Below are 24751 nucleotides of genomic sequence, written 5' to 3' on the forward strand. Positions count from 1 at the left end.
GCTTAAGGGTGAGAGCTGGTTGGCGCAAAATAGGGTCTTGTAGTAGAAAGTTAGACAAAACGGAAATCGGTTGGATTCTTGAAGGCTAATTTTCGTTTCACTCGATTTTTTGTATGAGGAAAATCGAAGGTCTGGCGTTAATACAAAAATAGAGAAAGGTGAATTTGAAGCTAGTTATGTCCCAGCCTCTTTAATTCATGATGATTGACGTTTCACTTCCACCTCACACTGTTTCTCCAATGGCTTGATAACAGCAGACATATCTTCATTCCCTAGCCCTTTAGCAATCGCATGAAAAAATACATCCTCAGCATGATCCCCTAATTTATGTTTGATCCCCGTTTGAGAAAATAGTTCATTCGCCAATTTTACATCCTTATGAACATATTTTACGGCACCACCAGGCTGAAATTTTCGTTCAAGGACGTATTGCTCCATATGGCGCTCAAGCATACGACTATTGCCATAGCTTACTCTTAACAATTGATATAACTGCTCAGCATCCAACCCGAAAGATACTCCTGCAACCATTGCTTCTGATGAAGCGGTAGTGTGAACGGCGACAAGGTATTGATTAATCAGTTTGGCCACACTTCCAGAACCTGATTTCCCTAAATATTCAATCGTTTTTCCGAACTGTTTAAACAATGGCAACACTTTTTCGAATGATTCAGCATCACCACCAACCATAATCGTCAATGCCCCTTGTTCAACTCCTTCTGGCCCGCCACTCACTGGCGCATCAAGATACGATATTCCTTTTTTGCGAGCAACCTGATAAATCATCTGACTTGTTTTCATGCCCACGGTCGAAAAATCGATACAAATAGCTCCCTTATTAGCATTCGGGATTACATGATCGAGAAATACTCGCTCACAATCTTTTGGCATTGACAGACAACAACAAATAATATCACAGTCTTTTGATAAGCTAGCAATATCCTCTGCCATTTCTGCTCCCATCGCCACTAAAGGAACTGTCTTTTCTACCGTGCGATTATACACCGTAACATCATAACCACCCTGCAAAAGCTTGATCGCAATGCGCGAACCCATAACTCCTAAGCCAATAAATCCAATTTTCATAGACTTGCTCCTTCTCTCGATGATCCCAACCAAGAAAAACTATCCTCACTTCTAGCTTTAGGAAAATACTCTAAACCTACATATCCAGCATAGCTGCTTGATTGGATATGTTGAAAAATATTCCCATAATGAATTTCACCTGTTCCCGGTTCATGTCTCCCCGGACAATCTGCAATTTGCACATGACCAATTGTATGTAAATGTTGTTGAAAGTTGGATAGCAAATCACCATGCATTTTCTGTACATGGTAAAAATCATATTGTAGCTTAACATTTGGTAAATTCATTTCATCGATTATGTTAAGGGCATCATGTAAGGACGAGAGAAAATAACCTGGCATGTCGATAGCATTGATTGGCTCGATCAAAAGAACAAGGCCATGCTCTGCCATCTTTTTAGCAGCATAAGCCATATTCTTTATATATGTCTTTTTTGCTTCCTCATAAAGGCAAGCTTGAGGGACAATTCCAGCCATACAATGTATACGTTCTACCTTTAACCTTTTTGCATATGCTATTGACTGTTCAACTGCCATCTTAAACTCAGCCTCTCTTTTTTTATCCACCGCCAAGCCCCTGTCGCCGGCTTCCCAGTTCCCAGCTGGACAATTAATTAATGTCATCGAAAGTTTGTTTTCCCTTAACTTCGCCTCAATTTCCTCTATTGCATAATCATAAGGAAATTGACATTCGACATATTGAAACCCCGCTTCCTTTGCTTTCTTAAAACGGTCCAAAAAGGGAACTTCAGTGAAAATCGTTGATAAATTAACAGAAAAACGCATTCTTGTTCCTCCTTACGACTCTGTTCTTTCTAATTTCTACATTTGTCAGTGAATCCCTTTTTCTAAAAGGTCCTTTTTCGAAAAACATGATTGCTTTTGGAAAGCTATAAGAAACAAATTGCCTGATTTAGGGAGCGAAAATTGTCGTCGCACACTTCATGTATAGCCATAACCGTGATATAAGGGTAAAAACTGGCTTCTCAGTACAAAAAAAAGCAAAGAGAGAAAAATAAATAGAGCTGCAAATTCACAGCTCTACTTCTATTCATTATTGATTTGCAATAACTTTGATAAGTTTGTCCTCCACTTGTTTTCCTTTATGTTCATCTAGAAGATTATTCATGATGACAGAAAAAATCAGCGATTCCCCACTTCTTGTCTTCGTGTAACCTGAAATTGAAGTAACGGTCGTTAATGTACCGGTTTTAGCCTGCACCTGTAAATCAGCCATCCGCTTCCTCAACGTACCACCAATCATTTTTGACGTTTTCCCTGCAACAGGCAATGATTCGTAGTACGTTGAAAACCATGGCTTGTTTTGGATCACATATAAGAGTTTCGAGAGTTCATTTGTTGTGACAAGGTCAATATGAGAAATACCAGAACCATCACGGATCATAAGTGTTTTCGTATTAATCCCGAATTTCTTGAGTTCTTCATTAAGTACTTTTATTCCCTCTTGCCAACTTCCTTTTCCAAATCTTTGTTTTCCCATCTCCTTTATAAGGACTTCAGCATGAACATTATTACTCAACTTCATAAATGGTACTAACAACTGTGATAATGGGATAGAAAAGTGAATAGCAATAATCTTCCCTGCCTTAAACTGACCTCTTTGTACTTTCCCGTCAAGAATAATTCCTTGTGCTTTCAATCCTTGTTTAAACAAATCAAGTGCATATCCTGTTGGTTCCCAAACGGCTATATATTCTTTTTTTCTAGGTGTAGCGATCGGAAGCATCCCTTCTAAAATCAAATGATTACTACCATGCTCTCGTTCCATGTGAAAATAAGCTTTTCCTTCAGGTGAGACTGTCGATATACGATTTAACACTTTGATGTAATCATTCTGAGGTATCAGTTCAATCCGTGCTTTATCGCCAATATGTTTGCCCGGTTTAATTTCAACGATGACCGACCCTGTATCATAATCTCCATTAGGGGCAGCCGTTAATGCTGAAATTTGTGCACCATAATAATGCTCCTCGTCCGTCCAAATCATATCTTGAGACAAGCGCACTGCATCATACCATGAATCATCACCAATAAGATTCCCTTCTATTTTCCTAATCCCTTTTTCCATTAATTGAGAAGCCAATGCTTGAAAGTCCTCTGACTTAAGTGTTGGATCACCTTTCCCTACTAAATATACATTTCCCTTTAATGTATTCCCATGCATGACACCATCAGTATATACCTCTGTTTTAAAGATATGTTCTTCACCTAATGCAGAAAGGGCAGCTGCAGCCGTAAACAACTTCATATTTGAGGCTGGTCTTAAACGAGTATCACCATTAAATTGGTACAGCATTTCCCCTGTTTTCCCCGAGCGAATACTTATGCCAACTATCGCTCCCTTTAAAGCAGGTTCATTTTGAATGATCGATTGGAGTTCTTGTTCCAAATTAGCTGCACTCAAACTTTGCGGAAAAAGACTGGTAAGTAGAAAAATGAATAAAGCTATTTTAATTTTCAATGGCTTCACTTCCCCATAAATAAATGATTACTTAGTAATTTACCCAAAAGATGGAAAAATAATAAAACCTGTATCCGATTCGATACAGGTTTTCTAGTATTAATGTATAGCCGATTTGAATTTTCCACCGTGAGCTTCATGGGTGTCCATGATCGTGATGAATGCATTCGGATCGATTTCAAAAATCATACTTTTTAATTTTGCAACTTCCAAGCGTGTCACAACCACATAAATGACTTCTTTTTCTTTATCATGATAGCCACCCTTTCCATACAGTCTAGTGACACCACGTCCAAGCCTTTGTCCGATCGTTTCTGACAATTCCTCGTATTCATCAGATACAATGATCGCTGCTTTCGTTTCATTAAGAATCCCTTGTGAAACCCCATCAATCGCCTTTGAAGCAATATAATAAGTTAGGATTGAATACATTGCCTGTTCCCAGCCAAGGACAAAACCAGCCCAACCGAAAATAAAGACATTGACGAACATGACAAACTCACCAACGGAAAAAGGCAGTTTCTTCGTAAGAAGGATCCCTAGAATTTCGGTACCATCCAGGGCTCCACCAGCTCTTACGACAATTCCTACCCCAGCACCTAAGAGCAAGCCGCCAAATACGGTGGCGAGCAGGGGAACTGTTGTGAACGCCTCAACATGATGGAGTAACTGTTCGAAAATAGAAAGAGATATAATTCCGACGAGAGACGAGATAAAGAAGCTCTTCCCAATATACTTATAACCCGCATATAAAAATGGAAGGTTAATAACGAGAATAAGGATTCCAAAATTAATCCCTGTTAAATAGTTGGTTAACAATGAAACACCAATGACTCCGCCATCTATAATCTTATTTGGTACTAAAAACAGCTCAATCGAGATTGCTGCAAATGCCGCTCCAATGACGATCATAATGTAGCGGAAAATAAGACGTTTTAACTTTGTTTTCTTATGTACTTTTGCCAAACAATAACACCTCTTATGTAGTTAAATTCATTCACCAAAATTAATCGAATAATCCTATTTTCTTACAAAGAGGTAAATTGTTCAAGCAATTTCCCTAGATTTTCTTACCTCTACCAACGTTCCAAACGTCTCTCATGACAAAAATCGCATATTGGATATGGATGCTCCCATGGTAAAGTTTTCCCACATCTTCTACATTTTTTCTTCATTTTCTTTACTTCTGTTTTGATTGATTCATGAACAGCATCACTTAACTCTTCCCGTACTTTTTCCCAATAATGCGCTTCAAGCCTTTTATCCAGACGATACAAAAACAATAAATGTAGTCCAATTGCTTTATATGATAATTCCTGTTCTTCTAAATTACGTTTTTTAATGACGGGTTCTGGTAGTTCTGCCCCTTCTACAATCGCAAACATTGTATCTCGCCACTGATGAATTAACCCTTGGTCCTTTGTTGAAAATGGCAAGTGTAAAAATCCATATAAATCCATCATGGAAAGTCGGGCTTCTACTTCAGTTCCACGAATGACATGATAGAGCTCTCTTTCCTGTGAAAGACTTGCTTTTTCAGTACCTTGTGGACTTTCAAATTTCCCCCACAATTCAAAAAACATATCAAGCTCACGATAATATTTTTGAAATCGTTCAAACACAGTTGCCGTCGGTGCAATGGCAAATGATTCTACGGGTTGATCTTCCATTTTGAGTAGATGCTTCATGACTTTAATATCTGAGCTAAACGCTACCTTTCCTATATCATATAACCCTTTTCGCCCAGCTCTTCCTGCGATTTGCTTTACCTCTTGAGAAGTCAGCCTTCTTCTTTTCGTACCATCAAACTTTTCCGATTCTAAAAAGACGATACGTCGAATGGGCAAATTTAAGCCCATTCCGATTGCATCCGTTGAGACGATTACTTTCGTTTCACCATCAATAAAGCGTTGCATTTCTTTTTTCCTTGTTTCTGGCGGCATGCTACCGTAAATGACACTAACGGTAAAGCCCGAATTTTGTAGTCTTGATGCCGTTTCAAGCACTCGTTTTCGTGAGAAACAGACTAATGCATCGCCGTTTTTCGTTTGTTCAAGACTGAAAAGGCGCTTCTCCACCTGCAATGGAATGTCTCGATAATATTCTCTTACTTCGATAATTGCATTACCTAGAAGCTTGCATACTATTTCTTTTAAGCTTTTGCTACCTACAATATGAACCTCACGTGCATTTGCTTTCGTGATCGCTTTATACCAAGAAAAACCTCGATCCTTATCAGCAATCATTTGCGCTTCATCAATCACGACCACATCAAAATACTCTTTCTCATGAAACATTTCAACCGTACAAGAAAAGTGCTTTGCATCTCCTGTAAGTTTTTCTTCTTCACCTGTTTTTAACGTACAAGGTACTCCATCAGCATTCAATTTATCATATACTTCTAGAGCTAAAAGTCGTAATGGAGCCAAATAAAGTCCGCTTGTGCCCTTTTTCAATTGCTCTAAAGCATGATGCGTTTTTCCGGTATTCGTGTCACCTATATGAAGCACATAGCGAATATTACTCCCTAGTTGCGGCTGATACTCTTGTCCAAAAATTTCATCAATCCGACGTGCCTCTTCTTCTTCCTTTCTTCTTAATGCTGCTAACTCCTCTTCCTTCCTTTTATCTCGCTGCGCTAAATCATCCATGAGAATTTGTTCATGACGGTCCGAATCAAATGGCACAGCAGCCAATGCTAGTAGATCATCTACATACTCTTCTTTTATTAAGTTAAAAAAATCAACTGCGATTTCAGGTAATTCTTCATTTAATAATTCTTCAATTTCTGCCAATTTAATCGACTCTATACTTTGACTATTCTCACCTAGTTCTTCAAAGATGAAGAGTGGTACTTTGTCATACACGATTTCTCGAATAAGTTGTTCAAAAATAGTATGATATGTCTCATATTGATAAAGATATCTGCCCCGGTATCTCGTTTTTCTGATATCACCAGTTAATTCCTCTAAAAAAGTATGAAGGGTGGAATAATCACTTGCATGAAAATGCCCTATATTGCGAAGGGGAATTTCAAGTGAGAACAGATCAAGTTTTTCATACCTCGTTTGCGTTTTGATGATTTTTACAAGGTTAGTAGCTATATAATAACGGGTATGTAAGTAAAAAAGTTGATAATTGTCAGTTAAACTTTCATCAACTATTACATCTATTTTTTGCCACAATTTCATTTTTTCTTCTTGATGTAACTTTTCCTCTTCGTTAGTTAAAAATTGCTCCCGTGCTTTTTTATAAATTTCATCCCATTCTTCTAGATCATCAAATCTTTGTTGAACCCACAACCATACGTCAAAAGGTTGATATTCGCGAATCTCCTGACGAAAGGAGTGATTGATTAGCTTTCGATCAACTCCTTCAACTTCGTATCCTAATTTTTCGAGCCACTCCACTTTTTCCTTTCTTGGGATCTGGTTAGATGCCTTATTTACCCATACATTGATCCAAATTTGTGTCAAATAATTCTTTCGCTCAACTAGAAATTGGTCAATGGAAGGTTGCTGTTCCTTACATCCCAGGTAGCGATATATATCCTCCCAGACCTTGCTCTTTGTATGTTCAATTGCTGCTAGATGTACCACTTCTAAATGTGACATTTACACTCTCCTTTAAAGAACTTAACAATATCTTTCCACAAGACACAAACAAATTTAACGCTTTCTTGCATAAGTTTATAGAAACAAGTTTTTTATAGAGTCGTTTCTCAAACAATGTAGCAATTGATCCATAAAAACAAACCTTTTTTATTCTGACAAGTAAAAAAGAACAGAGAAAAAAGCTTGCTTATTCCATCTTTGGTATTCTGCTATGTGAAAATCGAAATGGCAAAGCATTCGAATCATTTCAACCGTGCAAAAACATCCTTTATGAAAGGACAGATACTTTTGAATCATTTCCTGTTTCAAAACCTTCAAGAAAAAGAAATGTCCTTTGAACAAGTCTTCGAGCGAATTTTAAAGTTTATGAAATTAAATCCCCGTGGTAATTATCGTTTAATGATTGGCACTGATTCACAGGTACATCATGATTATACCCTTTTTATTACAGGAATCGTCATTCAAAATGAGGGGAAAGGTGCGTGGGCGTGTATTCGAAGAGTATATGTTCGTAGAAGAATGGAACATTTACATGAAAGAATCTCGAAGGAAACATCCTTAACAGAAGAAATAGTAGCTTTGTTTACTGAAGATAGAAAGAATAATATGATCGATATCATACTCCCATTTATCTATCAAGGGGCTACGTTTTCAATGGAAGGTCATATTGATATCGGAGCCGGCAAACGTAACAAAACAAGGATTTACGTAGAAGAAATGGTAGCAAGAATAGAATCACTGGGGCTTGAACCGAAAATCAAACCAAACTCATTTGTCGCATCAAGCTATGCCAATCGGTACACGAAATGAAAAATGGACAAAAATCGAAGATTATTTACTAGTAACAAAATATTAGAAAGATTCTCATCCTTTATGTTACTTTTTGTATTATACTAATGTTAGGAAAAGTAACATGAAGGAGGGGTCTTAATGCTCTTTTTTAAAAAAAATATAAAAGAGAACGAATTGGAGCAAATCACCAAGCTAGATCACCGTATTGATGGGCAGATTCAAGTAGCTGTTGACCAATTAAATGGAGTAGTTGAGCAAGTAAAAATCGCTACAAAGGAACTTGAGCGAACTTCTAATTCGAGTAAAGACAGCACTAGTCAACTACTAGCTCACAGTGAAAAAACAGTTAGCTATACGCTGCAAGTAGCAGAGAAAATGCAAACCATTGAATCATCAGCATTAAATATATCAGCTTCTTCCGAAGAGATATTTTCTAAAGCAAGTGCATCACAGGACGATTTAAATATTTCATGGAACTCATTTCATGCTTTACAAAATAAATTCGAGGAATTAAGTCACAGTCATAACACACTCCTTCAACAAATGAATCACCTTGTTAAATTTTCTGAAAAAATTCATGAAATTGTACATACAATCGGATCTATATCACAAAAGACAAAAATATTAGCATTAAATGCGAGCATTGAAGCGGCAAGAGCTGGGGAACACGGAAGAGGTTTTTCTGTCGTGGCAAACGAAGTTGGCGAACTAGCGAATCAAACTTCACTAGCTGTAGAAGAAACGAGAGAAAACTTAAATCTAATACAAGAAGAAATTAAGATTTCAACACAAATGGTTGAAAACGAGACCGAAGAAGTCAAGGTAGGTACATTAGAGTTACGAAATATCTTAAACTATATGGAATCTTTCAAAGGAAATTTAACACAAATAACAAAGATGGTGTCAGACTCAACTACAGCTGTTGGCGAACAGTCTGAGAATATTCAAGAGATTGTTCAATTACTTGAACGCATTACCGAACTTTCGGTCGAAACAAAGGATGGTGTTTTGCGAGTCAATCATGATATGGATGCCCAACATGAAAACGTCAAACAAATGTTAACGATTAGTGATTCGTTAATGAGTACATCCACTGAACTGGAAAGCCTTGTCCATCATAATGAAAACTCAACAAAAATTGTCGATATTTCCGTCATCGAAAAAACGAGAAATAATCTAGCCCAGATCCTAAAAAGCGATGAAATTCAATCAATGAATGCAGATAGCCATCAATCAATCTTTGATGAAACGCTTCAAAAATTTCAAGATCTAGAAGCGCTTTGGAGCAATAACCTAGACGGAACCTTTGTCTATTCAAATCCGCCAGCTGGTCTCGTCAACGCAAAGGCACGTCCATGGTTTACTCAAGCACTATCAGGTCAACCATATGTTTCTGAGGTTTATATTTCTGCACTAACAAAGAAGTCTTGTATCACCCTTTCTTTCCCCATTTATAAGGATGAAAGTTTAGTAGGTGTGCTTGGTGCTGATATTGCTATAAGTTAAGCAACATGAGAGGAGCAGTTAAAGCTCCTCCTCTTTATTGATAAACAAAATACAGTTTAGATTCGACGATTTTTTCGTTCGTAAACTTTTCCCAGACCGTTTGATAGAATTGTATTTGGCTGCTATAGAAATCACTTAGCTTTTGAAAATCTTCGTAATGTGTTGGTCTGTCTGTTTTATAATCGACAATCACCCAGCCAGCTTTTGTTTTATATATTAAGTCGATCACGCCTTTCATGATCATCTTTTCTGCTTCAGCATTTTCAAACCATTGATACAACGGCTCATCTTTCAATACCAATCCAGCGAATGGGATTTCAGCATGAACTTCATCAGCTGTCATTAAATCTTGCCAAATGCTAGAGTTTTGGAATTTACGAACAATCTCAATCAGTTCATCCTCTTTATTTAATGGCAATTGATATTTATGGAGAATGGATTGAATAAAACGTGTCACATCGTAGCCCTTCACACTCTTTTCTAACACTTCGTGCACGATGGTTCCCCATTCTAAACCTCCACCTTCTACTCTTTCAATTGTAGAAACAGTCGCATAATCCTTATCCTTTGTTGGACTCCAATAATCATACGTTTTCTTCTTCCCTTCTTCCAACCATGCTGAAATTGATCTCGTTTTCTCCAAATACTCATCGAGATTAACGACTTCTGTAGCGTTATTCTTCAATTCTTCCATCTCGCCTGTTTCAATTTCTTCGATAGTATCCAACCCCAACAACATATTCCAAGGATTTTTACTATTATTCTTTGCACTAGAACTAAGAATAAGGGTTTGCTCCGCTCTTGTTGCAGCTACATAAATAATACGTACTTCTTCCTCTGTTAAATAGAGAATCTCTTTTTCCTTCAGTTCTTTCCATCCTATCGGTAAAGCAACTTCATGGTCTTGAAAACCTTTTCGAATGGAAAAAGTGATATATCCTTCAGAATAATAACCTTCTCTTTTAATATGTTTCTTTACAAATGCTTCTGGCTTTACAGCTTTTGCAGGATGGGCAAGGAACACAACTGGTGCTTCAAGTCCTTTTGCTTTATGAACATTCATGACACGGACAGCATCTGCTTCTTCTTCTATATTTAAAACAACGGTTTTTTCAAGCACAAAACGACTTAATTGCTCAAAAATTTCTTTAAAGGTTGTTTGACCAGCTGATTCGTACTTGCGTAAAGAAGAAATTATTTGGATTAAGCTTTTATATGTCCGCTTACTGCGATTATTTTTTATTAATAGCGGATAGAATCCGACATCCTCGATCATTTTTTCGATTGCCACCGTTGGGGAAAAACTTCTAACCCAGTTTTGATACATACGGAGCTTACGAAACGTCTTATCAAATTTTCTTTTTATAGGAAGTGGTAACCCCTCTGGGATATGGCTGTACATTGAAAATTGTCCTTTTCCCTTTTTCCACTGGTACAAGTCATTGTCACTAAAACCAAAAAATACCCCTCTTAGTACTGCTACTAAATTTAATGAATCAGATGGATCGACAAAAGCCTTTAATAATGTTCTTAATTCTTGAAACTCCTTTGTTTCGCCAATGATCACTTCGCCACTAATACTTACTGGAATATGTAACGCTTCAATTGCTTCAGCATATTTCTCAATCCCGTCATTATATCTTGTCAATACCATAAAATCCTTCGCTTTATAGCCTTGTTTGAGTTGCTCTTGAATGCAATAGGCTATATTATGAGCATCTGCAGCAATGATTTCATCTTTCTTCGAGTATTCTGAAACAACGACCAACTTCTTAATTCCAGTCCACCTTTTTCCATCATCTTGATGATAAGAATTCAAAGGACGAAATGCAGCTTGAAAAGGCGTTTCCTGTTCTGGTAGGTAGGTTTGAAACACTAGATTTAACTGATTGGTAATACAATCAAGGGTTCGGAAATTCATCGTTAACTGCAATACTTCTCCACCGTGAGCGACGATTAACTCTTTGACACGATTATAAGTATCAATATCTGCCCGTCTAAAGCGATATATTGCTTGTTTCGGATCTCCTACCACAAATAGTGTTCCAGCCCTCGGCTTGCATTTACTCCATACCTTCTCATGGATATCCTCGCCTGTTAAATAAAACATTAACTCAGCTTGAACGGGATCCGTGTCTTGAAACTCATCTACAAGCAAAAAACGATATTTTTCTTGAAAATAACTTCGAACATCACTATTCGCTTGAAGTAACGCAGTTGCTCTAATTAGTAGATCCTGAAAATTAAGAAGAGATCTTTCATTCTTAATCTTTGTATATTCATTTATAGCCCCTTGTAAAAAACTTGTAATAATGGGGTGGCTATATTCCTTCCATGCTTGGATTTGCGGCTTTATCAGGTCATCGAAGGTAGCGGATATTTTCTCCTCATAAAACTTAGCATCTTCTTTAGAATCCCACCGGTTTTGCGTTGCCTTCAGCTTCTTATCAAATAGGGCAAGAACTGCTAACAGGTCCTTTTCCTTCTCTACATCAATAAACCGCTCTTTTTGAACTGCCTGTAAAAGGGCTTTCTGTAGCGAATCATATCCTTTTTCAGGTTCTCTTTCAGGGATCGCTTTTTTCGCCTCCTTAACAAGCCTCATAAACGTTTCATATGGTGTTTTCAAGTCCGGTTTTGCGAGATCCGATGCCGTTATCCAATTGACATCAGGGTAGTCCTTCATATCTCTTAAACATTGAAAAAGTTCATCCACCGCAATCCCTAATTTATCAATAGCATCCATTTGTTCAGGGTTATTCTCTTCAATTTCAGCTAAATACACTCTCCACGCTTCATCTAGAAGTTCTAGGTCTTCAGTCTCTTCTAATTCTTTAAATGAAAGATCGATGTTGGCCTCTATCGGTCTTTCACGAAGAAGTTGGGCGCAAAAAGAATGAACAGTCCCTAAAAAACAACGCTCGATATTTTGTAAGGCTTCTGACAAAAGAACTCTCTTGTCTTCATTCTCTTCCTGTCTCCAGCTCTTTTCTAATTCAGACTGAAAACGAACCTTCAATTCATCAGCAGCCTTTCTTGTGAAAGTAATTGCGACCATTTGTTCAATTTTACTTGTACCAGTATAAATAAGATTGACCATCCGCTCCACTAAACTTGTTGTTTTTCCAGAGCCTGCACCAGCTTCAACAAGAAAATTGGTATGAAATTGATTCTTGATTTTATCACGGGAAGATTGATCGACAATTATTTTACTCATAGGCTTTCACCCCCAAATAACGTTTCAAAGATTCCTTGCTGTTATCAGTTTGTTTCATTTCGAGTACATCTGAATCATAGAACTGACGTCGACAAACAGATTGGAAATCACAAAACTTACAGTCATTTACATCATTCGTCATCGCAAAAGTTCCAGTCCTTAATAAATCTATTAATCGTTCCAATATATCGAGCCCATTTTCCCGCACTACCTGATCCTGTTTGCGAACAACTCGTGCTGCCATTCCTTTTACTGTAGGAAAATAATAAGCACTCTCTTGTACTTTTCCTTCTTCAAGGTCTAGATGTTGTTCAATTGCTAAGGCATAAAGCATATGCTGCAGCTGCCGTCCACCTTTAAATATTTGGTTGTTTTTGTAGTCATATGTACTTCCTGTTTTGTAATCGATAATGTGATAATACCCGTCCGCTGATTGATCCACTCTGTCAATTTTTCCAGCAACATGAATGGTAGCCCCTGAAGGCAGGGTCAATACTGCAGGTTCTTGTCCATCTAAACCAAAACTGTATTCAAAATGTAAAGGGTTATAAAACTGACAGTGGGCTTCTTCTTCTTTTAAAAAGATGTTGCAGCAGTCTAGTATATCCTTTACCTCTTTATTAAAAATTCGTTCATTTGGCGGTGGAATGAGCTCTCTTTGCCTTTGAATGAGTATATTGGCTAATTCTTGTAATAACTGCTCGTGCTTTTGAACCGATGGAGTTTCACCTGGAATTGCCTTATAAAACCCTTCAAAAATACTATGAAGAAGGCTCCCACGCGTTGCTGGATCTAACCATTTATAAGGCTCAAAGGAAAATTCTTCACGTGGACGAATTCCGAGTATATCCTGGAGAAAGTAGGCATAAGAACATTTCGCAAGCAATTCGAGCTTCGCCGCAGATACTTGCTTCTTATCATTCAGTCTCGGATCATACATATTCTCATCAATGTGAATCAACCCGTCGTATTCTGTGAACTGAGGCAGAAGACGTGACTTTTCAGCTTCCAAGCCATTCAATAAATTCTCATAATGCTCCAAAATGGAGCTATCAATATCTTTCGGGTCGTCTATTACAAGTTTTTGATACCAGTAATCCTTTTCCTCGATGATTTCTTTGGTTATTAAAGAAGCACTAAGTGTCTTTAACTCCTTAAAGTCAGCCTCTAAGTTCCCAGTTGAATATCGGTAGCATTGGAGAAAAAGATACGCTGGGCTTACCGAGCGATTATCATTTACATCAAAATGACAATAGCTTACCGTTACCTGACCTTCAGCGTGAGCTAGAAGCTGTAGCATTACATAGAGATTATCTTGTCCAGAATTGCTTAAAATGGGAATATTTCTCCCGATACGAATACGTTCTTCATCCAATAAAAGCGGGTCTTCTTTTGCGCCACCTGGAAAATGACGATTATTTAGACCTACAATATATATATTTTCTCGATTCCCATAAACCCCATTTTGGTATAAAGAGGCATGAAGATGGCTGGGCTTTGGTTTTGATTTTAGAATACGAACGGATTGAAGTATATCATTAACTCGCTCAAATACTTCATAAATCGAGAGGTTTTCATTCGTATATGGTCCAACCTGTTCGAAGACCTCTAACAAAGCTGTTTTCCCCGCATCATCGTGTAACTGCCCTTTGGTAGTGCAGTAAGATTTAAGCATAAAAGCTAGGCCACGGAGACATTTTTCATAATTGATCCGCTCATCAAAATGAGGCAATTGTTTAAATATCGTTTGAAACCACTTCAATAGCCAATTTAGTTCATTACGTTTTATTATCAAATACTGATTCTGCTCTTCATCAGGTCCTAGCTGTTCTTTGAGTCGGTTTATTGCCTCTTCAAGATTCAGCAAGTATCTATCTTTTCCCCATCCAATATTTAAATCTCTTAAGTAGCGAATGATTCTTGTTTTGTTAGGGGCATTCTCTTCAAAGTCCAGTAAACCTTCTTGAATGATTTCAACTAGAGGTTGAACACTATAATTTGTTCTAATCCACGATACGAGTCCACTCATAAGACGACCAGGTCGACTAACCTGAATAGGCAATCCTTCTCCAAAGGTGATTGGAATTTGTTGCCTTTGCGATAAATGGTAGAGGAGCGTAATGTAGGCATCTCTATTTGTGTAATAGATGACGGCTTGATCTAATCGTGCACTTGAAGCTTTGATTCTTCTCAATACTTCTTTCAACTCTAATTCTTCCGTCTTCGCTGTGAAGCAATTAAGATTGGGCTCATCTTTTGCATTCCCTAGATCGTATAAGAAACTAAGAGAAGTACTTTCACCCCAACTAATTGATTGTACACTTGATTTTTCAGGTAGATTGATTCCACGAACATGATCCACAGAAAGCTTATACGTGTCTTCTGAAAGAATACGACGAAGAAACTCCTCTTCCAGAAGTGTTAAAGACAAATTTGATTGAAGAAAAAAGACGAGATCATCTCTTCGCTTTACATCGTTTAAAGCTATTTGAAAGATGTTAACCTTGTCTTTTTGACCCGTTCTATTTAAATAAGATTCATACTTAACCAGGATCGCATGTAAATCTTTCGCTTTATCTATGCTAATAAAGGAGTCAAAGGGGAAAATTTCATTGGAAAAACCTGAAAATCGAAGCGTCATGATCGTCGAATAGATCGACTTAGTAAAGGAAGGTGTTATCTCGATTTTGGAAAAATAATTTAATCTATCCTCATCTTTTAACTCTTTTAATAAAGAGTACATCACTTGCTCTGCTACAATGTCCTCTAATAGGTTCCATTCAGCAGGAGAATTCAATTCAACCGTTTCTCGTGCTAAATCATATACGGTTCTAATTTTTAAGTTTACTGCAGGAAAACCTTCAGAAATATAAGCCTCTATCATTTGTTCCCCAATTTGATATGTACTAACGACAATGATCTTTTCGTTAAGAGGATAATTTGTACAACCTTGGTATAGGGATTTTACGACTGATTTCATAACTACCTCCCACTTATAAAGTCTTCAAATTAATAGTTCGGTTTTCAATGTTCGATTTCCTCTTTTATTTCAATATTTAAGAGTTGTTTAGTGAAAATCAAGGCGAAATTTTGCTTATTTCTACTGCTAAAAAAGTAGTATAACCACTTTCTTTGACGAATACATACTTGTTTTGTCAGCAACAAAGGAAAGTTTTAGTTAAAGAGAGAATTGATAGATAATCAAATGGAGGTGAAAACAAGTTGAATACAGGTGCTGTTTCAAAATTATTAGGGGTTTCATCCAGTACAGTGCAAAGGTGGGTAAAACATTTAGGACTGGAAATGGAGCGGAATGAATTTGGGCATTATCAATACACCGAAGCGGATATAGAGACATTGAAGGAATTTAAAGAACAGATTCAAAACGGGGTTCCTATTCAACAAATACAAGTGAAGAAACAGAATCGTAGAGGTTCCGTAAAAATTCAGACAGAGCATTACAGCCTTTTAGATAAAGTTAATAAGCTAGAAAGAAGCATAGAAAACAAAGCAGACTCTGTCGTTACCTATCAATTACTTCAGCATCGAAGTGAAATTGAAGAATTGAAAGGAGAAATTGAACAACTGACCAAACAAATCGACGAACTACACTCTTTACTCCACCAACAACTTAGCGACGCTAACGTTCATACAGAACCCCATCGAGAGATAAGCAAAAAACAAAAAAAGAAGACTGTATTTCATACGATCTTCGGATTTTAACTCTGTCTATATTTCTAGGCCTCATAAATTCCACTAGAGATAAAGATCGAACGTTTTGCTCCTTATGATAAATGAGGTCTCTTATTTAATTTTTGTTTTGTCATTACCTCATATGATTTATCAATAATATCAGCTAGTACATCACCTTTATACACTTTTCCTAGCTTTGTATTTTCTTGATAAAATTCAACAATTTCATCTAATTTCTTTAATGTTTCATGTGAGACTCTAACATTCAATTGACTTCTTGTTTGATTAGCCATTTTAACCCTCCTTCCAACCTGCTAGCACTCGCTATCTTTTTGCTAGCACATTGCTATATTATTGATAGCATTATGCTATCTAATTGCTTCATCTATATATTACCATAGATTTCACCAATTCAAGTCCTGTTTTACTAAGAATTTTTCAACAAGATCAAAAAACACTCTTAAACTGAAAATTTAGAGTGTCTATCAACTACGTTGCCCTATTGATATTTTTTTACGATCTCTTGCAACTTTAACGCTAAGCCAAGATTGCCATCTACTTTTAAGCCACCAGTCATGAATGCCATCGTTGTATTCAGGTCATCTTTCAATAACTTTAAGAAATTTTTTTCAGAAGTCCGTAACGTAACATTTGCGTCATGTTTTTCCCCATCCGCAATGGAAATCTTTCCCCCTTCAATAACAATTTGAAAGAGTTCACTTTCATCTAAATCAATTTGAAAAACTCGATCCTTCTCATCTTGAATATGAACAGGATTTGAATTTATTTTCTCAACAAATTTATTGACTTCTTCTCTCACTGACATATGTGTCGCTCCTATCACTCTCATAAATTATAACTATATTATTTCACCTTTTTCACAATATTTCAAACATATTTTCAATTGAAAAACTTGTCTTTCTTTGAAATGCATGCTATATTAGTTGAGCGATGAGCTGAATTGCGTAAGACGATTTGACATTCCTTTTGGAAATGTACTATGTGGAGTACAGTCATTCGCCGCAATTTTCGAAGAAAAGGACTTCCGTTTAGGAAGTCCTTTTCGCTTTTTACTTTAACGAAACACAAGAAACTTTTGTCCAAAATAGTTTGAAACTGTATAAAAGAAAGCGCCGATTAAAACCGCTAATTCATTTGTTGTAAATAATCCATTTAAGCTAAAAAACTCTGCTACAACGGCGCTTAATAAATAGGAAATCCAATAACAAAAAAGGACAATGAGAATAAAACGAATACCGGCTTTTTTAACCGTCACATTACTCTGAAAGGTAAAACTACGATTCAGTATAAAGCTGCAAGTAGCCCCAATGGAATTACCAAAGAATGTAGCAAGCCAATAATTGAATCCAAGTCCATTTAATAAAACAAAACTAGTTGAAAGACCAACGAATGTATTGACGCAACCAACCAGTAAAAAGCGAACAAAAGAGTTAGTTAGTGTTAGATATTTTCCCATGATCAAGGAGAATGGATTCATCTTCTAGTCCACCACTCTCTCCTAGATGACCAGCCATCGGTACCGTAAAAGCATCAATATCAATAATATATTTAGGACGTCGTTTCACTTCCTTGTAAATTTTACCAATATATTCTCCGATTAGGCCTACTGCAATGAGTTGAAGACCGCCAATTAACCAAATAGAGGTAATTAACGATGTCCAGCCTAACTCAGTATCTCCAAAGAATTTCAAAAAAAGAAAATAAAGTGCAAATACAAAACTCCCAAGAAATGAAATTAAGCCAATTAAGAGGACTGAACGAATGGGTGTGACGGAAAAGGAAGTAATGCCGTCAAAGGCAAAAGAAAGCATTTTCTTTAACGGATACTTCGTCTTTCCAGCGACTCTTTCTTTTCTCTCATAATAGACATTCGTTGAGTGGAAACCAATTAATGGGACTATGCCTCGTAAAAACAAGTTCATTTCTTTAAATCCTTCAAGCTTTTCAATCGCTCGCTTACTCATTAAACGAAAATCAGCATGATTGTACACTAAATCCACACCCATTGCTCTCATCAATTTATAAAATATTTGCGCAGTCGTTCTTTTAAAAAAGGTATCCGCATCTCTTTTTTTTCTGACTCCATAAACAATTTCATAACCTTCTTTATATTTTTTGAGAAACTCTTTAATCGCTGCACTCTCATCTTGTAGATCAGCATCAATGGAGACAACGCAGTCAGATAATTCCTTTGCTTTAAATAGCCCAGCCAATAGTGCATTTTGATGACCAACGTTTCTTGAGAGCTTTAAGCCTCTTACAAACTCATTTTGGAGCGATTCTTTATAAATGAGTTTCCAAGTTTGATCAACACTACCATCGTCTACAAATAAAAGCTTACTTCTATTGGAAACGAGTCCCTCCTCGACCATTTCATTCATAAGCCCTTTTAATTCTTCAAAAGTATAGGAGAGCACCTCCTCTTCGTTATAACAAGGGACGACAATTGTAAGAATTGGTTCGTTCATATTTACCTCCTAAATACTTACATCGCTTTATATAAATAGATCTTCCACGGAGATTGTTTACTTGAAAATATTTTGTCCAAATGGAGCCTGTTTTCAATTGCATTTTCAATAGGGACTGCAGAAAATATGTACTTTCCACCCATATCTTTAAATGCCTCAATATTAAGCTCTAAATTTTTCAACGTTCTTTTTGAATGTTTCTTAAACATATAGTGTTTTCCTAATTCAGCTGAAAATAAATAGCAGCGACCTCCCCATTCATCAAAATACGTTCGGATCGTCTTATTTTTTTCCAGTTCCTTTGCAATTATTTTTCTAAATTGATATTTGTAGGAAAGAGGGTAAAAATTGTTATACGTATCGAGGGTATAAAAGCCGTTATACTGTGATATAGCTGGGTGAAGACCAATACTTGCGACACGATATTTGTCGACTGGCATTCCTATAAACTCTTTTATCTCATTGAATAACTCTACGGAATAGAACTCTTTTACCGTTGGTTTACGATGATAGACAATCTCATCATTAAATAATAACAAGACAATCAATTGTGCAATGATAAAGAGATGGATCCCTTTCTTTAGACGAACAAGTTGCTCTGCTAATATTTTTATCGCAAGTGCAAAGCTCACATAAATGATCAATGGTCTTAAAAAGTGAAAACGGGCGAAATTAAAAGTATCAAGAACGTGAAAACGTTCTGTTAACGGTAACCATCCTTTATAGAACCAAAATGCATACCAAGTTGATAATGCAAAGTTAATCATGAATAGTACCGAAAACACTCGTTCTTTTTTCCACAATTTCTTCGCAAAAACCATATACAAGGCAAGTAAAATCACAGGTAAAATGACGAGTCCATGAACGGTCATCACATGCGTATGACCTAATATAAAATTTTTGAAGGTAAGACGAATTACTCTCCATAAAGATAGTCTTGCATGGAAATATTCGTCGCGACTATTCGGATCAGTAATTAAAAAAAAGGAACCTACTAAACGATACTCGACTAGTAAATACATTAAAGTCATATACGCTATCGACAATAGGAAACGAAGATTGATTACTCGCCTACGAATAACATCAATAAACCACCATATCCCCATTGCGAATAAAAAGAAAAAGAATCCTAACACAAAGCTCGAATAAAATGGCAAAAGTGTCAGCACAACATAATTTCGCCAATTTCTTTCTCCCTTTCGTATATTCAAAAATGCCCATAAGGCAAGTGGCATACCAAGTGTGCTCAGCATTCCAGATGGCCAAAATGGCGTAAGCGAAAAAGTTAACGCCACTCCGATTGAAATAGAAGACCATTTACACTCAGGTAAAAAATGTTTTTTTAACAGTAGATACATGCCAAAAAAAGCGATAAATCTTGTTAAGGCTTGACTTAGCATGTAAGCAATCATTGTTGGAAACCAGTGATAGAACCAAACAATCATCGTTAATTCAGAGCCTAATGCATTCCTAGGTAATCCGTTCATCACCTGTGGAATCGTTGAATCGATTTTACCGAACATTTCACCACTGTTTGATAGAATCTGGTACCAAGCTAAATTTGAATCTAAATTATCATGCACTCTAATATGGGCATTCTCACCAAGAATCAAAAGCGGTGACAAATATAAAGTGATGATCGTAAGTGCAAAAATAATTAATCTTCTTTCATTTACTCTCCATCGTCCTTTCATGTTACACCTCAAAACGATATGTGCTGTAACAAATTCTAATTCAATCGTTGACTTTTGATAAGGTGATCCAGTCGAATTGGATCCGTACGCACTCCAACCCTGTAGCTATGTAGGTTTATCGTTTACAAATCATTTGAATACTATTCCAAAATTCAACAACCAAAGCACACAAAAAACCATTCTACTTTTATTTTGTAGAATGGTTTATACGTTAACATATAACCCTTATCGATTTTCCTTAAGGATATAAGTTATCAAACATTTTTTGCATAAAGTGCTGGTCATCGCATTTTGTCGTCTCTATAACGATATCTTTACCTTCTTTTATTTCCTTATCTGCTAAAACCCATTTATTGGATTCTTTTTTTATAGTTAACATAATATTATTATTGTCAATATCTTTGTAGAGAATGTAGCCAGTGCTCGGATCATGATTTATAAAATACAGCCTTTTTTCACCTCGATACTTACCTGCCATCAATTCCTTTAATGAATCAAATGTCTCATTTTTCCCCGTCAGCATTTCATTCTTCCACAAATCACTTGCAGTGAAATATAAAAGATTATTCTCCACTTTATTTTCCAATAAATCAAAGCTTGCTAAAACATCATTATTGACTAAATTGATATACTCGGCTTTTGTTTCTTCAACCATCTTCTTACATTCTTCTGATATCTCGTTCTTTTTAGCATTGCTATGTATGGGTTGAAACAAAAAGAAAAGACATCCTAAACTAAACAGGCATTTTTTCACTTAATACCACCTCAGTATCTATTATGAGAATTCAAATTTTCACGATTCATATTCACCCGATTTTAGATATTATGCTTTTGGCAATAATTTTCCACAATTTCTTCAATTAAGCTTGGTTCAGGATACTTACCACTAAAATGAAATGTAATTTCCTCAACAAATTCCCCATCTTGATACACATGAATGGCCCCATCCTGGTTAATGACACTATATTCTGGTTCGAATCTATAACCGTTTCGATCAATAGCCCCCATTTGATCAACTCCTTTTATTTGCTTTAAGCTTTTTTTAGACATCTTACATGATTAAGCAAGCATTGGTTTCGTTTTTTCGTTTTATTACATAACATAGTGTAGGACACAGTCAAAATTACATTCTTCCCCAACCACGTAAAAACTATAAGCGGGTACGAATTTATTGAAAGAGGTGAAATATCCATATGTTAAGTCAAGAGGTCAACCCTCAAGTATATCTTCCAAAGAAAAAGGCATCGCTCTCTTCAAATCAACAAATATTTAAGTTGAATTATTTGCAGAATATTCTTGAAGAACAATCATCAATCAATAAGACGTTGACTCATTCTGTTGAAAAAGTAAATCAGTCTCTCAAAAGAAGCAATGACAATCAGCAACATACGCTCAATCAAATGATTGTGAAACTTCAGGATCAAGAGAACTTCTCCAATCAGCTAAAGGAATATTTAATTCGGCAGGAGGAGACAAAGAAACAACTTTTAGATAGAATTTCAAGCGTTGAGAAAACAAGTATAGCCTTAATGGAGAAACTAGAAGCAGACAGTCTTTTAACTGAAGCCATTTTAAATCAACAATCGACTCATGATGATGCGTTAACAAAAATCAGCACGAATCTTGAGGAACAAGATTCAGTAGCCGAACAATTGAAGAAGCATGAGGAGCTATATGAAGACTTTTCGAAAAAAATGGAGGTTCAAGAATTGTACCATACTACAGTAATGGAACGTCTTGATCAACAGGAAGGTCTTATTAAAAAGGTAAATAGCGAGATAGACAATTTAAGAGCGATTATCTTTGAGCGAACCTCTCATATATTAGAAAAATTAGAAGGACATTTCAGTCGAATTACAAAGCCGATTCAAAGATACTTTATTAATACCGATGTGAAAGATAAAGAAAAAATGGAGAAATAACGATGACCCCCTTTCAAAAGTATTTTGAAAGGGGGTCATAAGATTTAGTTTTTCCGAATACTACAATGTCACATTAAACAGCGTTCAGTTTTCGAATATTGACTGCACACGCCTTAAATTCTGCCGTTCCTGAAATGGGATCATACTCATTTAAAGTCAGTACATTGGTTGGAACCTCCGTCCAATGGAAGCTCATAAATACTAAACCTGGCACTACTTGTTCTGTAATTTTCGTTTTTACAGATAGCTTTCCTCTTCTTGAAAATACCTCAACTACTTCTCCATCTTCGATTCCTAAAGCTTCTGCATCATCAGGATGGATATCAACAGTCTCTTCTGCTTGTTTGATCTTAACTCCTGGTGCATAATGTCTTGTTTGAGTGTGGGTATTATAACTTTCTAACCGTCTACCCGTAGTTAACGTAAATGGATAATCTTCATCAGGTTGTTCCATTGGTGGTGTATACGTTACTGGCACAAATGATGATTTACGAGTGTTTTCATTCATTTGATGGAATCTCTCATGAAGAACAAATGTTCCAGGATGATCTTCATGTGGACATGGATAATGAATCGCATATTCTTTTTCCAAACGTTCATACGTGATACCGCCATACATTTCATGAGCAAGTAAACGAACTTCTTCCCATATTTCTTCGCTATTATGATAATTCATATCATAGCCAAGACGAGCTGCTAAATCACATAAGATTTCCCAATCTTCCTTTACATTTAAAGCCGCTTTCACCGCTTCCCTCACACGCTGAATACGTCTGTCCGTATTCGTATATGTTCCCTCAACCTCACCCCATGATTTAGCTGGCAAAACGACATCTGCTTGTTTAGCCGTATCCGTTAAAAAGATATCCTGAACAATGAGTAAATCAAGGTTTCTGAACAATTTTGCTGTATGATTCAAATGTACATCTGCAAGTAAAGGATTCTCCCCAATAATATACAAAGCCTTAACTTCTCCAATTTCCATCCGTTCAAATGTTCTTGTTTGCGTATCCCCAACATTACTATTGATCGTGACACCCCAATGATCTTCAAATCTTTTACGGTATTCATCATCGGTAATTGGACGTGCACCTGTAATCATATTCGGAAGACAGCCCATATCCCCTGCTCCTTGAACATTGTTCTGGCCACGTAACGGCATGATTCCATTTCCACGTTTGCCAATATGACCGGTGAGCAATGCAAGATTTGCGATATCAAAAACATTATTCACACCACAGTGGTGCTCCGTTATGCCTAAAGTATAGGCAATCATGGCATTTTTTGAGGATGCATAATCTCGTGCCGTCTCGACAATGTCTATTTCACTTAAACCCGTTATTTTCGATGTATAAGCAGGCGTGAATGACTTAACTTGAGCTTTTAAATTTTCAAAATCGGACGTATGCCTTTCTACCCATTCTGTGTTGAAGAGTTCTTCCTCAATAATGACATGCATCATTCCATTCATTAAAGCAATGTCCGTTCCAACCTCAATCTGAAGATGGCTATGGGCTACTTTTGTCATATCTATTTTCCGCGGATCTATGACGATGATCTTTAACCCCTGTTTTGCTGCTTTCTTCATTTTGTTCGCAATGATCGGATGGGCTTCAGTTGTATTTGACCCCATCAATAAAAGAACATCCGCTTCTTCAAAATCGTCCAGTGTGTTCGTTGGCGAACCACTGCCAAACATCGTTGCCAGACCGGCAACACTTGGAGCGTGTCACGTTCGGTTACAACCATCAATATTATTACTGCCCATAACCGCTCTCATGAATTTTTGTGTTACATAATTCGACTCATTTGTCGAACGAGCACATGCGAACATTGAGATCGCATTTGGACCAAATTGATTCTTAATATGCGAAAGCTTATCAGCTATATACTGAAGAGCTGTATCCCATGTCGTTTCAACTAACTTTCCATCTTGACGGATGAGAGGATTTTTCAATCGCTCATCAGCATGTACATATTTATAAGCAAACGCACCTTTTACACAGGTCTGTCCTTTATTAACAGGAGCTTCTTTGTCTCCCCTAATTTTAGTAATGATATTGTCCTGTACTTCTACTAGGAGCCCGCAACCTGTTCCACAATAACCGCAAATCGTTTTTACCGTGTTATTCTCTGTAGCTACCATTTTATTCCCTCCTTTTCCCATACTCCCATTCTAGCGAAAAATCAATTAAAAATTTGACGAATTTTAGTAGTTATTTTGAACTTTGCAAAAAATCATTGACTCAAGAAAAAA

Annotated in this window: 19 protein-coding genes; 4 read left to right on the top strand and 15 right to left on the bottom strand. The window is 36.7% G+C overall.

The features are described from left to right. Positions 1–195: 195 nt before the first annotated feature. From BMSHG_RS16735 to BMSHG_RS16755, 5 genes are all read right to left on the bottom strand, one after another. Entirely contained in the window at positions 196–1086 is an 891-nt protein-coding gene (locus tag BMSHG_RS16735; protein WP_019155611.1) for an NAD(P)-dependent oxidoreductase, read from the bottom strand. Next, positions 1083–1871: a hydroxypyruvate isomerase family protein gene (locus tag BMSHG_RS16740; RefSeq protein ID WP_019155612.1), complete on the bottom strand. Its 789-nt coding sequence runs from the start codon at positions 1869–1871 to the stop codon at positions 1083–1085. Before BMSHG_RS16740 ends, BMSHG_RS16735 begins: the two co-directional genes overlap by 4 nt. A 268-nt stretch (positions 1872–2139) precedes the next feature. After that, positions 2140–3567 (bottom strand): D-alanyl-D-alanine carboxypeptidase/D-alanyl-D-alanine endopeptidase, encoded by a 1428-nt coding sequence (dacB, locus tag BMSHG_RS16745; protein ID WP_019155613.1) that lies wholly within the window; start codon positions 3565–3567, stop codon positions 2140–2142. A 99-nt stretch (positions 3568–3666) separates the two neighbouring features. After that, entirely contained in the window at positions 3667–4479 is an 813-nt protein-coding gene (locus BMSHG_RS16750; protein WP_083879390.1) for a YitT family protein, read from the bottom strand. Positions 4480–4643: 164 nt separating this feature from the next. After that, complete coding sequence (locus BMSHG_RS16755) at positions 4644–7181, bottom strand: helicase-related protein (RefSeq protein WP_019155615.1); 2538 nt, start codon at positions 7179–7181, stop codon at positions 4644–4646. Between the two features lie 270 nt (positions 7182–7451). Between BMSHG_RS16755 and BMSHG_RS16760 the strand changes: the two genes are divergently transcribed. Further along, complete coding sequence (locus BMSHG_RS16760) at positions 7452–7991, top strand: ribonuclease H-like YkuK family protein (RefSeq protein ID WP_026073497.1); 540 nt, start codon at positions 7452–7454, stop codon at positions 7989–7991. Positions 7992–8111: 120 nt separating this feature from the next. After that, entirely contained in the window at positions 8112–9479 is a 1368-nt protein-coding gene (locus BMSHG_RS16765; protein ID WP_019155617.1) for a methyl-accepting chemotaxis protein, read from the top strand. Between the two features lie 34 nt (positions 9480–9513). Here BMSHG_RS16765 and BMSHG_RS16770 read toward each other — a convergent pair whose 3' ends face one another. Next, positions 9514–12696 carry a UvrD-helicase domain-containing protein gene (locus BMSHG_RS16770; protein ID WP_019155618.1) on the bottom strand — a complete coding sequence of 1061 codons (3183 nt, stop codon included), beginning with the start codon at positions 12694–12696 and terminating at the stop codon, positions 9514–9516. After that, entirely contained in the window at positions 12689–15676 is a 2988-nt protein-coding gene (locus tag BMSHG_RS16775) for a PD-(D/E)XK nuclease family protein (RefSeq protein ID WP_019155619.1), read from the bottom strand. The genes BMSHG_RS16770 and BMSHG_RS16775 overlap by 8 nt, the downstream gene beginning before the upstream one ends. A gap of 242 nt (positions 15677–15918) precedes the next feature. Between BMSHG_RS16775 and BMSHG_RS16780 the strand changes: the two genes are divergently transcribed. Further along, the gene (locus BMSHG_RS16780; protein ID WP_019155620.1) at positions 15919–16419 is read left to right on the top strand and encodes a MerR family transcriptional regulator; all 501 of its coding nucleotides are present in this window, start codon (positions 15919–15921) and stop codon (positions 16417–16419) included. A gap of 62 nt (positions 16420–16481) precedes the next feature. On the opposite strand, the gene BMSHG_RS16785 is transcribed toward BMSHG_RS16780, so the two are convergent. The 7 genes from BMSHG_RS16785 to BMSHG_RS16815 all read right to left on the bottom strand — a co-directional run bounded on the left by BMSHG_RS16785 (position 16482) and on the right by BMSHG_RS16815 (position 21580). Next, the gene (locus BMSHG_RS16785; RefSeq protein WP_019155621.1) at positions 16482–16682 is read right to left on the bottom strand and encodes a hypothetical protein; all 201 of its coding nucleotides are present in this window, start codon (positions 16680–16682) and stop codon (positions 16482–16484) included. A gap of 206 nt (positions 16683–16888) precedes the next feature. Beyond that, entirely contained in the window at positions 16889–17215 is a 327-nt protein-coding gene (locus tag BMSHG_RS16790; protein WP_019155622.1) for an SCP2 sterol-binding domain-containing protein, read from the bottom strand. Between the two features lie 249 nt (positions 17216–17464). Then, complete coding sequence (locus BMSHG_RS16795) at positions 17465–17887, bottom strand: GtrA family protein (protein ID WP_019155623.1); 423 nt, start codon at positions 17885–17887, stop codon at positions 17465–17467. Next, the gene (locus tag BMSHG_RS16800; RefSeq protein WP_019155624.1) at positions 17841–18878 is read right to left on the bottom strand and encodes a glycosyltransferase family 2 protein; all 1038 of its coding nucleotides are present in this window, start codon (positions 18876–18878) and stop codon (positions 17841–17843) included. The genes BMSHG_RS16795 and BMSHG_RS16800 overlap by 47 nt, the downstream gene beginning before the upstream one ends. A 17-nt stretch (positions 18879–18895) precedes the next feature. Further along, positions 18896–20572 (bottom strand): DUF6044 family protein, encoded by a 1677-nt coding sequence (locus BMSHG_RS16805; RefSeq protein ID WP_019155625.1) that lies wholly within the window; start codon positions 20570–20572, stop codon positions 18896–18898. A 238-nt stretch (positions 20573–20810) separates the two neighbouring features. After that, positions 20811–21287, bottom strand: coding sequence for a hypothetical protein (locus tag BMSHG_RS16810; protein WP_148346974.1), 477 nt, complete (start codon positions 21285–21287; stop codon positions 20811–20813). 101 nt (positions 21288–21388) lie between these two features. Beyond that, positions 21389–21580, bottom strand: coding sequence for a YbxH family protein (locus BMSHG_RS16815; RefSeq protein ID WP_019155627.1), 192 nt, complete (start codon positions 21578–21580; stop codon positions 21389–21391). A gap of 185 nt (positions 21581–21765) precedes the next feature. Here BMSHG_RS16815 and BMSHG_RS16820 point away from each other — a divergent pair, with 185 nt between their 5' ends. Next, on the top strand, positions 21766–22494 hold the full coding sequence (locus BMSHG_RS16820) for a hypothetical protein (protein WP_019155628.1): 729 nt from the start codon (positions 21766–21768) through the stop codon (positions 22492–22494). Between the two features lie 73 nt (positions 22495–22567). Here the strand turns inward: BMSHG_RS16820 and fdhF are convergent, their stop codons facing one another. Continuing rightward, entirely contained in the window at positions 22568–24661 is a 2094-nt protein-coding gene (fdhF, locus tag BMSHG_RS16825; protein WP_316245674.1) for a formate dehydrogenase subunit alpha, read from the bottom strand. Positions 24662–24751 lie beyond the last annotated feature (90 nt).

The organism is Robertmurraya massiliosenegalensis JC6, assembly GCF_000311725.1.
Classification (GTDB): domain Bacteria; phylum Bacillota; class Bacilli; order Bacillales; family Cytobacillaceae; genus Robertmurraya; species Robertmurraya massiliosenegalensis.